This window comes from Brucella sp. TWI432 (assembly GCF_039674445.1).
GTDB classification, from domain to species: domain Bacteria; phylum Pseudomonadota; class Alphaproteobacteria; order Rhizobiales; family Rhizobiaceae; genus Brucella; species Brucella chromiisoli.
The window spans coordinates 126,222-139,034 of the sequence record NZ_JBDJNL010000006.1 but is presented as its reverse complement, the minus strand read 5'-3'; the positions used below and the strand labels follow the sequence as shown (position 1 = coordinate 139,034).

Here is a 12,813-nt window from a genome sequence, read left to right as displayed (position 1 = left end):
ACGATTCGTCGCCGATTCGTTCCGGCTTTGAGCCGAAGGTTAATGAAAATGGCCTTTTGCGCGGTAAAAATTTAACCAACGATCAGGAATAATTGATAATTCATGAATCTGCGGCTTTTCAGTCTTTCCTTATGGGACGGCTCGAAGGACAAAGGTTAATAAGATTGGCCGTTTGTTCCCACACCGGCGCAAATCTTAATGCCGGTGATTCATCATCTGGGTTCTTTCGATAGATAGTCCACTAGATGTTGTCGTGAACAAAAGGTGAAGGGGCTCCTGTGATCGATTCGTCGCCGATTCGTTCCAGAGTCGTTCTATTTGTTAAAATGAGTATTTATTAACGACTACAGAGCCGAAAACACAGATTGAAACTTAACAGGAGCGCTTTCGGCTCAAGTGATATAGTGCTATCGCATGTCCAACGTATGGCCTTTGTTCCGGGAATTCTATTATTGGCATGAATCAACTCCCTGCCCATGATCTGCCGCTGAGTGTGAGTGGCCGCGATGTCACTGCAGTGCTGGGGCCGACCAATACCGGCAAGACGCATCTGGCGATCGAACGGATGTTGTCGCATGGTCGTGGTATGATTGGTCTTCCGCTGCGATTGCTGGCGCGCGAGGTTTACAATCGCGTGGCTGAGCGCGTGGGCGTTGCCAATGTCTCGCTGATCACCGGCGAGGAAAAAATCACGCCGCCCGGCTCGCGCTATTCCGTGTGCACCGTTGAAGCCATGCCGCGCCGCACGGATATGCCCTTTGTGGCGATTGATGAAGTGCAGCTTGCCGGTGATCTTGAGCGCGGACATATTTTTACGGACCGCATTCTGCATCTGCGTGGGCGGCAGGAAACGCTGCTTTTGGGCGCCGGGACCATGCGCGCCATTCTGGAAAAGCTTCTGCCGGGCATCACTGTTGTGACGCGTCCGCGTTTGTCTCAGCTTTCTTATGCGGGTTCCAAGAAGATTATCCGACTGCCGAACCGCTCAGCAATTGTCGCCTTTTCGGCGGATGAGGTTTACGCCATTGCCGAGCTGATCCGTCGCCAGCGTGGTGGTGCAGCGGTAGTAATGGGCGCGCTGAGCCCACGCACGCGCAACGCACAGGTCGAGCTTTATCAGTCAGGTGATGTGGATTTTCTGGTGGCAACGGATGCCATCGGCATGGGACTCAATCTTGATGTCGATCATGTGGCTTTCGCACAGAACCGTAAATTTGACGGTTATCAGTTTCGTGATCTGACGCCTGCGGAGGTTGGCCAGATCGCCGGTCGTGCGGGTCGCCATTTGCGCGATGGTACATTTGGCGTCACCGGGCAGGTTCAGCCCCTGGACGATGAACTGGTGGAGCGGGTTGAAGCCCATGCATTCGATCCGGTGAAAGTGTTGCAATGGCGAACAAGCCGCTTTGATTTTTCGTCGCTGAACGCTTTACGCCATTCTCTGGAAACGCCAACGCCGATTGAAGGTCTTACCAAGGCACTGCCTGCTGTTGATCAGCAGGCGCTTGAAAATTTGTCGAAAGATGAAGACATTGTGCGGCTTGCAACGATGCCTGCGCGGATCGAACTTTTGTGGGATACCTGTGCGCTTCCCGATTATCGTAAGATTGCGCCGGCACAACATGCCGATATCATAGCAACCATTTATCAGGATCTGGTCCGCCGAGGGAGCGTTGATGAAGATTATATGAGCGAACAGGTGCGCCGCGCCGACAATACAGAGGGGGAAATCGACACTCTGTCTCATCGCGTGGCGCAAATCCGTACCTGGACTTTTGTGTCGCACAGGCCGGGATGGCTTGCCGATCCGACACACTGGCAGGAAAAGACGCGCGAAATTGAGGACAGACTGTCCGATGCGCTGCATGAAAGGTTGACGAAACGCTTTGTAGACCGCAGGACAAGCGTGCTTATGAGGCGCCTGAGAGAGAATGCCATGCTAGAAGCAGAAATCAGCCCGGCCGGTGACGTAATTGTCGAGGGCCACAATGTTGGGCAACTAGAAGGATTCCGGTTCACTGCCGACGTTCAGGCCGAGGGGCCGGACGCGAAGGCTGTGAGAACGGCTGCACAAAAGGCGCTTGCCGCCGAGTTCGAACGCCGTGCCGAGCGGTTTTCCGCAGCGCCGAATGGCGACTTTGCGCTCGGTTCGGATGGCGTGTTGCGCTGGATCGGTGCACCGGTCGCAACGCTGGTTGCAGCCGATCATGTGTTGAAACCGCGCACGATAATTTTTGCCGACGAACAATTGACCGGGCCGGCACGCGACAAGGTTGCGGCCCGTATTGAGCGTTTTGTTGCGCATCACATCGAAACGGTTCTCAAGCCGTTGACCGATCTTAACGCTGCCGATGCCCTGACCGGTATGACACGCGGTCTGGCTTTCCAGATCGTTGAAGGCCTTGGCAGTCTTCAGCGCCGCGATGTTGCTGAGGAAGTCCGCGGACTTGATCAGGATTCGCGTGCAGCACTGCGTCGTCTGGGCGTGCGCTTCGGTGCTTATCATGTTTTCATGCCCATGCTGTTAAAGCCTGCTCCGGCTGGCCTGATCACGCTGCTTTGGGCATTGAAGAATGATGGCCGCGAGCGCGCCGGTTATGGCGATGTGGTCAATGTGCTGGCCGCAGGCCGCACATCGGTGGTTGTCGATCCGGCTTTCGATCCAATGTTCTATCGTCTGGGTGGGTATCGCGTGCTCGGTCGTCGTGCCGTGCGCATTGATATTCTGGAACGCCTTGCCGATCTCATTCGTCCGGCACTGGCCTGGCGTCCGGGTTCGGGCACACGTCCCGATGGCGCTTATGATGGCGGACGCTTCATTGTTACCCCTGCCATGATGTCTATTCTGGGCGCCACGGTTGAGGATATGGAAGAGATCCTGAAAAGCCTTGGTTATCGCCATGAGGCTGTTGATGCGGCTGATGTGAGCGCAAAGCTTGCCGAGCTTGATGCCTTTGCTGCTAAGGCACAGGCACAGGCTGAGGCGGTTGTCGAAGATACTGTCTTTAAGCCAGCCGTACCTGCTGCCACCATAAGCGAAGCCAAGCCTGTTGTTCCGGCAGCCGAGCCGGTTCCTGCCCCAGTTGTCTCTGTTGAGGCCGCAGCGGAGGAAAAGCCCGCAACAGAAGCAACCGACGCGCCAGCAGAAGAGGCCAAGCCTGTTCTGCTCTGGCGTCAGGGGCGCTTTGAAGGACGTAATCGCACGCAGGATCAGAATCGTCAGCGCCAGAACCGCTCGCAGCAGGGTGGTGAAGCTGGTGAAGCCGCGGCTGCGCGTGAAAACCGTGGCGTTGGCAAGCGTTTTGACAAGAACCGTCGTAACAATGATGGTGAAAATCAGGATCGTGGCCAGAACAAACGCGAAAGCTTCAAGGGCAAACCGCGTGATGGTGGCAACCGCGATCAGCGTCAGCCTAAGCGGGACCATGCTACTCATCAGGGCAACAAGCGCGTTGAGCAAGAACGTCCGGTGCGTGTTGATCCTGATTCGCCTTTTGCCAAGCTTCTTGCTCTTAAGGAGCAATTGAAGAAGTAAGATGGCGACTGAGGCGATTGCAAGACAGCGTATTGACAAGTGGCTGTTCTTTGCACGCGTGGTTAAATCAAGATCGCTGGCGGCGAAACTCGCCGTCGGCGGCAAAGTCAGGGTCAATCGTGACAAGATTGATCAGGCAGCCTATCCGGTGAAGATCGGCGATGTTCTGACCATAACCCTTGATCGGCAAATTCTCGTCTATAAGGTGCTTGCACCCGGTCACAGGCGCGGGCCAGCCCCTGAAGCACAACTTCTATATCAGGACATGACGCCCAAACCTGCCCCGCAATCTGACAGCGTTGGAGCAATGCAGCCACATCGTGAGAGCGGTGCCGGGCGTCCAACAAAGAAAGAACGGCGCGAAACGGATCGTCTGCGCGGAAATTAAACCGGACGCGATGCCGCAGGATAGCCATCGGGTGCGACAGAAATTGCGCGTTAAAGCTTTACGTTAAAAGCTCTTTTCGACTTTTGCACCATAATTGGAATGTCATTTCCGATGTTCGTGACATATTGTTATTGCGTCGTTTCGGCCCTTGTCATGGACCGATAAAATCGTTACCTCACGCTTGGCAATCGCAAGCACATGAACTGGCATGCATGCCACACGCCAAAACACCCCGTGGGATAGTCTATGGAGTGAACGGAGCGGAACCATTCAGGTGCCCGATCTGAATGTTCAAACAGCCGGTTCTGAATAGATAAGCTTACTCTTCATCACGGGAGAGGCAACAGGAGTTGGACAATGACTTATGTCGTGACCGATAATTGCATTCGCTGCAAATATACGGACTGCGTCGAGGTTTGTCCGGTCGACTGTTTTTACGAAGGCGAGAATATGCTCGTCATCAATCCCGATGAGTGTATCGATTGCGGCGTTTGCGAGCCGGAATGTCCGGCGGAAGCCATCAGCCCGGATACCGAACCGGGCCTCGACAAATGGCTTGAGCTGAATGCCGAATATGCAGCGAAATGGCCAAACCTGACTGCGAAAAAAGATGAGCTTCCAGAAGCCAAGGAAATGGATGGCGTTTCAGGCAAGCTCGAACAGTTCTTTTCGCCTGAGCCGGGTTCCGGTGATTAGACCGGCTTTGTGTGCTCAATAGGGTGCACGGCGCTCTAAACAGGTTCGAAAGGCTTGACGCTTTTTTCGGATTGGTTGAGCGCAAGAGCAATCCGTCAGATTGGCACTTTTGCTGTCGTAGTTTCGTGTATTGCTGAGTTGTTGAAGCTGATTTTATGCATGTCGAAAATGGCCGGAATCCTCTTTTTTGGCCATTTGTTGATTCTTGCGTAAAATTGTGTTAACCTGTGCCAATAATTTCGGTGACTGGACGTCAAATCGTGGCGCAAATGCGTTAATCTCTGAAAGGGCTATATTTTTTTACTGGGCTTTATGGCACCGGGACGGATTATTGCGGTTTCAGCACACGTTCCCCACCAGAGCTTCCCGGTAAATCAATTTGTGCCTGGGAAGCGCTTTCAGTTCAAGACCGTAATGGCTTCCGCACCTCTCCCAAGGGGGTGTGGTCGAAATCATGTGTTAACCGGCGTGTAGTGCCGGGCACAACAGGGAGTATTAGAGCGTATGACATCCCAGCAGAAAAAAACTCCGGCCCGCCAGGGATTTAAGACCGGCGAGTCCATTGTTTACCCGGCTCATGGTGTTGGTCAGATCGTAGCGATCGAAGACCAGGAAGTTGCCGGCCATAAGCTTGAGCTTTTTGTTATCGACTTTGAAAAAGACAAGATGCGCCTCAAGGTGCCGGTCGCCAAGGCTGTCAGCATTGGTATGCGCAAGCTGTCGGAAACCGATTATGTCGAACGTGCCCTAAAAGTCGTACAGGGTCGTGCACGCGTAAAGCGCACCATGTGGTCGCGCCGCGCGCAGGAATATGATGCAAAGATCAATTCCGGCGATCTGATTATGATTTCTGAAGTTGTTCGTGATCTGCATCGTGCTGACAATCAGCCGGAGCAGTCCTATTCCGAGCGTCAGCTTTACGAAGCAGCGCTGGATCGCATGGCGCGCGAAATCGCTGCCGTGAACAAGCTTTCCGATACGGAAGCAGTTCGCCTTATCGAAGCAAATCTTGCCAAGAGCCCGAAACGCACCAAGGCTGATGCCGAAGGTGAAGTGGACGGTGATGAAGTCGAAGCAGCGTAATAACGCCTGCATTCTTTTCTAAAGAGCCCCGCTGATGTGGGGCTTTTTATTTTTCTGCATAGAGCACCGTGCGCCTCGCGTCTTCCAAAAATAATTCTTATTTTCGGACTGATGAGAGGGGGGTGGATACTTGCCCAAGCGGCTTGTCTCTCTATTTTCATAGAATGTCAGATATTTATAGCACTTCGGATGGAACCGGAGGGTTCTTCTTGCGTTATTATCAAACCAGCTCTGAGCGGGTTTGTTTTGTGGCGTAGCAATCTGGCCTCAGAGCAGGTCTGTAAAAGATGTTTTGAACGAACGAAAAATGTTTGCTTAATCCCTTTTTGGGGCTGGTATCGTTTCCGTTTCGGGTTTCAGACTTCTCTGGAACATCGCAGCCAGAACAGGAGAGCCAGATGAAGCAGTCATCCATGAGCAGTTCCTCCATCGTTCCGCCAACTCGTTTGCCGATTCCGGCGTGCGGTCTTCAAGCGCCTGCTGCGTCCTCGCAGTCGATGATCCGCAATGCGATGTCAGCGCCTTATCTTGAACGAGAAGAAGAACGCGACCTCGCCATCCGCTGGAAAGATAACAAGGATCAGGAAGCACTTCATCGCATCACGGCCTCGCATATGCGACTGGTGATTTCGATGGCCGGACGGTTTCGTAAGTTCAAGCTTCCGATGAGCGATCTGATTCAGGAGGGCTATGTTGGATTGCTCGAAGCGGCTGCGCGCTTTGATCCTGAGCGCGAAGTTCGTTTTTCCACCTATGCATCATGGTGGATAAGGGCGTCCATGCAGGATTATATCCTGCGCAACTGGTCTATCGTGCGCGGTGGGACGAGTTCGGCTCAGAAGTCGCTGTTCTTCAATCTGCGTCGCCTGCGTTCGAAGCTTGCACAGGAAGATGAGACCATGAGCAAGGCAGAAATTTACCGCCAGATCTCGACGCAGCTTGGCGTATCAGCGAGTGATGTCGAAGTCATGGACAGCAGACTTTCAGGGTCTGACAGTTCGCTTTCGGCGTCAATCGGTAATGATGAATCGGGCACCTCCACCCGTATGGATTTTCTTGTCGATGACCATCCCTTGCAGGATGAGGTCGTTGAAAGCACGATTGATATGGAACGCCGTGTGGGTTGGTTGCGCACCGCGCTTCATGCGCTTAACGAGCGTGAATTGCACATCATCCGACAACGGCGTCTGGGCGATGATGGCGTGACACTTGAAGCACTCGGCGAAAAATTGGGAATCTCAAAAGAGCGTGTTCGGCAGATTGAAAGCCGCGCCATGGAAAAGCTTAAGCTGGCGCTGCTTGATCAGCATGAAATGGCAGCCTATCAGGCATAGACTTTTTACAGATGTCTTTATCCCAAAACCGGGTCCCACTTTGGGGAGGCATACGCTAATCGCGGCTGCCTTCAAGGCGCGATGACCAGTCTTCGACCTTGCGGTTTTCCAGACGGCGGATGGCATAGCGCTTCCAGCCATCGGCAAGGTGCGCAAGGTTGGCCATCCGTGCAAGTTCGTCATAATTAAGCATATCGACGTAGAGAAGATGCCAAACCCGGTGCAGCGTCCATTCTGGGGAAAGGCGTTCGACACGCGTTATCGTGTCGTCAGCGCTGACAACACCTTCTTCCAAAACCCGATAATACCAGCCGGTGCGTCCGGTTTTTTGCACGCGGGTTGCCATGTCCGGTACATCGAAGCGCGCATTGAGTTTCCAGCAGGGCTGCCTGCCCTGTGACACCTCAACCAAAGCTGTTCCCAAGCGAAAACGGTCGCCGATAGCAACATTATGCTCGGTCAGTCCGGTGGTTGAGATGTTTTCTCCAAAAGCGCCGGGCGCATCAAAACAGGGATGGTCGCCAATATCCTCGCGCCAGAGAGCATAATGATCGCGCGGATAATGGTGAATGGCCTTTTCGGGACCGCCGTGGACTTTTCTGTCGCCTTGCTCGTCGCATTCGAGGCCTTCGCGCAGCAAGCGAACGGGCCCCGATATAGGCTTCTTATCGATCCCGCTCGGTGCGGCACGCGGTCCTAGTGGGGCGATCTGGCCTGCCAGCAATGATTCAAGCATGACTTCCATTGACTTACTCGCTTATGATTTTGACGCGATCGCCCACAGATACAGTTGCGCCCGCAGGCATGGCGTTGAGCAGGCGGAACAGTTCAAGCTTGCGGGTTGTTCCCTGCATGCGTGCTGAAAGGCTGGCCATTGTATCCCCCGGCTTCACAGTCACCACGCGAATGCGCAAAGGTTTGATGGCTTGTTGCTCGGCTGCCGAAAGCAGGCGGAAGGATTGTGTTACGCTTTGCGATGCAGGCATGAGTGCATTGCTGCCCTTTGGCGCTGCCGTCAGAAAGCGATAGACCTTGTTGTTGGCACCGATCACCACAATGTCGAATTGCCAGCGATCCGCACTCGCGCGCGCGGTTGCCGCAGGCAGGCCGTTGATCGTGATGGGGCGGATTGAGCTTTCATCAAGGCCCGTCACCCAGCCCGATTTGATATAATCGGTAAGGCTGGAGCCTGCAGGCAGCGATGCGCCGTCAAAGCGGATTGCCACTTCGCCCGGTCCACTGGCCATGACGGCATTGGCCGAATTGTCAATGGTGAAGCCGGCCGGCGCGGTAAAGGTTACGCCGAGCTTTGGATGGATGAAGGTCTGTTCGCGCACATAGCCTTCATTGGGCGAATCGCCATAGAGCAGGCCATCAATGCCGTTGAGGAAGGAATCGCGATCCGTTGTGCCAACGCCCGGCGCGCCAATGCGGCGCGCGTGTCCGAGCGCCAGCTGAATGCGTTGTGGCGTTGCAGGGTGGCTTGCGAGAAAGTCGAGGCTCGCATCGGTGGCACCAGAGACAGACCGGAAATCTGTGTAAGCTTCCATCGATTGCAGGAAGCGTGCGGAAGCGAACGGGTCATACCCCGCTTCACCGATCATTTTGATGCCGATGGCGTCGGCTTGCAGTTCCTGATTGCGCGAGAACTGCGCAAGGCGGAGTTTGCCGCGAATGGTTGCTTCACGACTTGCATTTTCATTGTGCAGAACTTCTGTGGCGACCCGCCCGGCAATTGCTGTTTCTGCCTCTTTCTCCTGACGAAGAATACCGTGATTGGCGACCACGTGGCCCATTTCATGGGCGATAACGGCTGCGACTTCAGATGAGTCGTTGGCAAGCGCCAGCAAACCGCGTGTTACGTAAAGAAACCCGCCCGGCAAAGCGAAGGCATTGATGTTGGGGCTGTCGAGGATTGTGATGCGATAGGTCTGATCCGGCTTGTCGGAAACCGTTGTGAGATTGCCGACGATCTTGGCGACCATGCGCTCCAGCTTCGGGTCTTTATACTCGCCGCCATAAGTGGCGAGGATGCGCGGATGCTGCTGCGCGCCGATTTGCGCCAGCCGGTCGTTGCGCGTGACGTTTTCAACGGTGACCGGATTGGACGATGGCTGAAGGCCGAGATCCTTGCTCGAATTGAACGACTGGCAGCCCGAAATCAAGGCAATCGCCAGCAAGCCAAGACCAATGGCTGGTTTCCGCCAATTGCGCTGTGTCCGTTCTGGCAGGGGGACTGGAAGGCACAGGGAGGCCCGGGCACGGGTCTGTTGACGGATCAGTATTTTATCCTCGCAATGAATGGGCGTCGATGTCGTGGCATAAATTTAGCCGCTCACTGAATTGCCTACAAGAAGCTGATCAGTGTTCAAAGCGTTCTTTAAGCCGATTGCGAACAAAATATGTCCACTGCCGTAACTCTATTTGAGCTTTGGCGTCTGTGCACCGATATAGTGCTTCAAAGCTTCGGGTCCAGATGGCGAGAGTAATTCATGGGCAGGCCCTTGTGCGGAAATCCGGCCATTGTCGAGAAACAGCAACAAAGCATTGAGATAGAGTGCGTCTTCCGGCGTATGTGTAACCATCAGCACCGTCATTTTGTTTTCTTCATGCAATGCACGCACAAGATCAAGCATCTGATGGCGTAGTGCGGGTCCAAGGGAAGCAAAGGCTTCGTCCAGCAACAATACCGGTCTTGCGCGCACGAGCGCGCGTGCGATCGCCACCCGCTGACGTTCGCCACCCGAAAGCGCTTCGGGTTTGCGGGTCTCTTTGCCTTTAAGTCCCACGCGTTCCAATGCAGTTGCGATTGCGTCCCGATCCTGTTGGTTCAGCTTCAGATTGGGAGAACGGCCAAGCCCGACATTCTGCTCGACGCTTAGATGTGCGAAAAGATTATTCTCCTGAAAGACCATTGAAACGGGCCGGGATGCAGGCGGCAGATCGGTAACATCAAGATCGCCGATCAAAATCTGCCCGATTTCTGGTTTTTCAAATCCTGCAATCAGATTGAGCAGTGTGGACTTTCCCGAGCCGCTGGGGCCGACAATGGCCGCAATTACGCCGCCCGGTATGGTCGCGTCGAAATGCATTTTGGTTTCGCCATAGCTGAAATATAGATCGCGAAGCCTGATGTCGGCTTTGACATTCATAGAAGCGGCGTTTCCTTTCGCGAGGCAGCACGATCTGCAATCATCATCAGGCCAAGACATAAGATTCCGAGGATCAATGCAAGGCCTGCTGCGTCGAATGTGCGGTAGCTGCCCATACGCTGGAACAGAAGATAAGGCAGCGTTAACAATGCATCGCTGCCGAAAAGTGCGATGGTGCCGAGATCGCCCAGCGAAAGCGCCATGGCAAAGGCAAAGGCCATTCCGAAGGGTTTTTGAATGGATGGCCAGTCGATCAGTTTCAGCCGGTTGAAGCCTGTGATGCCAAGCTGTGCACAGAGCCTGTTGTGGCGCGCAGCCGCTGTGTCCCATGAAGGTCGCAGCAGGCGCACGGCAAACGGCATGGCCATCGCGGCATTGACTGTTATCACCATCAACGGAGCCATCAGGAAGGGATCTGTGAAATGGCGCAGCAAAATGAACCAGCCCGCACCCAGAACGATGGGTGGCATGACCAGAATGAGGCTTGCGCCTGTGTCAAAAAGCCCGGCAAGGCGCACGCTCTTTGTGGCCCCGCGTGCGATGACCAGGGAGAGGGAGAGGATGACAGAGAGGAGGGCTGCTGAAAATCCAAGTGCCAGACTGGTGCTGATTGCTCGCCAGACGGTCTTCTCCCTCAAAAGCCCGACCAGATCGGCGGCAAGACCTGAAATGACGATGCCGATGACGGGAAGCGCGACATAGAGGAAGCCAATCGCAATGGCTGTGATATTGAAAAAGCGTTCTGGTACAGAGGGCTTCGCATAGCGTCTCGCGTTACGTGTAAGCGTAAAGCCTTCTTCCGATGGGCGTCCGGTCATGCGCAGGGCCAGCAAAATGAAAAGTGTCAGCGCAAGCTGTGCGAAGGTGAGAGCAACCGCGCGCGCCGGATCGAAATCGAAATGCAGGCTTTGGTAAATTGCAACTTCCAGCGTTGTGGCGCGTGGGCCGCCGCCAAGGGTGAGAACCGTTGTGAAGCTTGTGACGCAGAGCATGAAGATCAGACCGAACATGCCGGGCAGATTGCGCCGAATGACGGGCCATTCAATCAGGCGAAAGCGCGACGGGCTTCCCATGCCAAGTTGTGCTGAAAGCTTCCAGTAATCGGCGGGTATTGAGTCATAAGTCGCGAGAATGAGTCTGACAGCCAGCGGCATATTGAAAAACACATGCGCGATCAAAATGCCGGTGATGCCGTAAATATCGGGTGAGAGCGGATAGCTGCTTGCTTGCGAAAGCTGCGCAATAAAGCCGTTGCGCCCGTAAATGCTGGTGATGCCCAGCACCGTCACAAGGGCAGGTAAGGCGAGTGGCAGCGCGAAAAGGCGCAGGATCAGGCTTCGACCCGGAAAGTTTGATTCTGCATAAAGCGCCCGCGCTACCGGAATGGCAAACAGCACTGACAGCAGAGCCGATGCCGCAGCTTGCGTGAGTGTGAAACGGGCGACGCGCAGCAGATAATTGTCGAAATAGACATCCGTATCAAAGCCGCTGGCTTCTAATGCCAGCGCAAGAAGCGAACCACCGACCAGCACCGCAAGAAAGCCAAGCGCCAGCATGCCCGCGAGTTGTTTTATCGCAGGCATGGTGTGAGCAGCGCTGGTTCTGGTCGGTGCTTTGATCATTTGCTTGAAGCGTCAAGCCATTCATCGACCCATGCCTTGCGGTTCTTCGCAACCGCGTCGGCTGGGATCAGAAGGGTCTTTTCAGGCTTCGGCAATGTGTCGAAAGCCGGTGCAAGCGGCTGCGAAGTCTTGCCTGCCGGATACATCCAGTTGGTTTCGGGAATCACATCCTGAAAGCCGGGGCCGGTCATGAAAGCGAGAAATTTGTGTGCGAGCGGGTTTTGGGCGCCTGTTGTTGTCTGGGCAGCAAGTTCGATCTGAAGGTAATTGCCTTCAGGATATGCCAGTGCCTTATAGCGCTCGGTTTTCTCGGCAATCATGTGATAGGCAGGGGAGGTGGTGTAAGAGAGCACCATTGGTGCTTCACCTTTGGTGAACAGGCCATAGGCTTCCGACCAGCCCGGCGTCACCGTGAGAATGCGCTTCTGCAGCTTTTCCCATGCTTCGGCTGCCTGATCGCCATAGACCGATTTGATCCAGAGCAGAATGCCAAGGCCCGGTGTCGATGTGCGCGGGTCCTGAATGACGATTTTTTGCGACGGATCGCCTTCGACCAGCTCTTTGAGGCTTTTCGGCGGATTGGGCAGCTTCTCGGAATCATAGACAACGGCGAAATAGCCGTAGTCATAAGGCACGAAAATATCGTCCTTGAAATCGCCCGGCACTTTGACATTGGAAAGATCAATGCCGCTCGGCGCGAAATAGCCGGTGGCGCGCGCTTCGGTCGTCAGGTTCGTGTCGAGGCCAAGGACGATGTCTGCTTTGGTATTGCCGCCCTCAAGCTTGAGGCGATTGAGCAGGGCGACGCCATCAGCCGATGCAACCCATTCGAGCGTGCAATCGCATTCTTTCTCGAAGTTTTCCTTGACCTTTGGGCCTGGGCCCCACTCGGAAACAAAGCTGTCATAGGTGTAGATGGTCAGCTTGTCTTTGGCGTGGGCAACAGGCGCAAAGGCAAAAGCTGCGCTCAGCGACAGGGTAAGCAGAGATAAAAGCCGCATAA

Annotated in this window: 9 protein-coding genes and 2 pseudogenes; 6 read left to right on the top strand and 5 right to left on the bottom strand. The window is 54.6% G+C overall.

Annotated elements, in window-relative coordinates:
• Positions 1-457: 457 nt before the first annotated feature.
• The 6 genes and pseudogenes from ABE527_RS11435 to ABE527_RS11410 all read left to right on the top strand — a co-directional run.
• A pseudogene (locus ABE527_RS11435) lies at positions 458-2,969 on the top strand (helicase-related protein); the annotation flags it as partial.
• Positions 2,970-3,043: 74 nt separating this feature from the next.
• A pseudogene (locus ABE527_RS11430) lies at positions 3,044-3,535 on the top strand (helicase); the annotation flags it as partial.
• A 1-nt stretch (position 3,536) separates the two neighbouring features.
• The gene (locus tag ABE527_RS11425) at positions 3,537-3,923 is read left to right on the top strand and encodes an RNA-binding S4 domain-containing protein (RefSeq protein ID WP_499694546.1); all 387 of its coding nucleotides are present in this window, start codon (positions 3,537-3,539) and stop codon (positions 3,921-3,923) included.
• A 357-nt stretch (positions 3,924-4,280) separates the two neighbouring features.
• Positions 4,281-4,619: a ferredoxin FdxA gene (fdxA, locus tag ABE527_RS11420; RefSeq protein WP_265984851.1), complete on the top strand. Its 339-nt coding sequence runs from the start codon at positions 4,281-4,283 to the stop codon at positions 4,617-4,619.
• Positions 4,620-5,123: 504 nt separating this feature from the next.
• Positions 5,124-5,702, top strand: coding sequence for a CarD family transcriptional regulator (locus tag ABE527_RS11415; protein ID WP_265984850.1), 579 nt, complete (start codon positions 5,124-5,126; stop codon positions 5,700-5,702).
• 398 nt (positions 5,703-6,100) lie between these two features.
• Positions 6,101-7,036, top strand: a complete 936-nt coding sequence (locus tag ABE527_RS11410) for an RNA polymerase factor sigma-32 (RefSeq protein ID WP_265984849.1) — start codon at positions 6,101-6,103, stop codon at positions 7,034-7,036.
• 55 nt (positions 7,037-7,091) lie between these two features.
• Here the strand turns inward: ABE527_RS11410 and ABE527_RS11405 are convergent, their stop codons facing one another.
• The 5 genes from ABE527_RS11405 to thiB form a co-directional block, all read right to left on the bottom strand.
• The gene (locus tag ABE527_RS11405; protein WP_499696985.1) at positions 7,092-7,781 is read right to left on the bottom strand and encodes an MOSC domain-containing protein; all 690 of its coding nucleotides are present in this window, start codon (positions 7,779-7,781) and stop codon (positions 7,092-7,094) included.
• A 4-nt stretch (positions 7,782-7,785) separates the two neighbouring features.
• Positions 7,786-9,267 (bottom strand): cell division protease CdlP, encoded by a 1,482-nt coding sequence (cdlP, locus tag ABE527_RS11400; protein ID WP_396997450.1) that lies wholly within the window; start codon positions 9,265-9,267, stop codon positions 7,786-7,788.
• 189 nt (positions 9,268-9,456) lie between these two features.
• Positions 9,457-10,188, bottom strand: a complete 732-nt coding sequence (thiQ, locus tag ABE527_RS11395; RefSeq protein WP_499694545.1) for a thiamine ABC transporter ATP-binding protein — start codon at positions 10,186-10,188, stop codon at positions 9,457-9,459.
• Positions 10,185-11,810, bottom strand: coding sequence for a thiamine/thiamine pyrophosphate ABC transporter permease (gene thiP / locus ABE527_RS11390; protein ID WP_499696984.1), 1,626 nt, complete (start codon positions 11,808-11,810; stop codon positions 10,185-10,187). Before thiP ends, thiQ begins: the two co-directional genes overlap by 4 nt.
• Positions 11,807-12,811, bottom strand: a complete 1,005-nt coding sequence (gene thiB / locus ABE527_RS11385; RefSeq protein ID WP_499696983.1) for a thiamine ABC transporter substrate binding subunit — start codon at positions 12,809-12,811, stop codon at positions 11,807-11,809. Before thiB ends, thiP begins: the two co-directional genes overlap by 4 nt.
• Positions 12,812-12,813 lie beyond the last annotated feature (2 nt).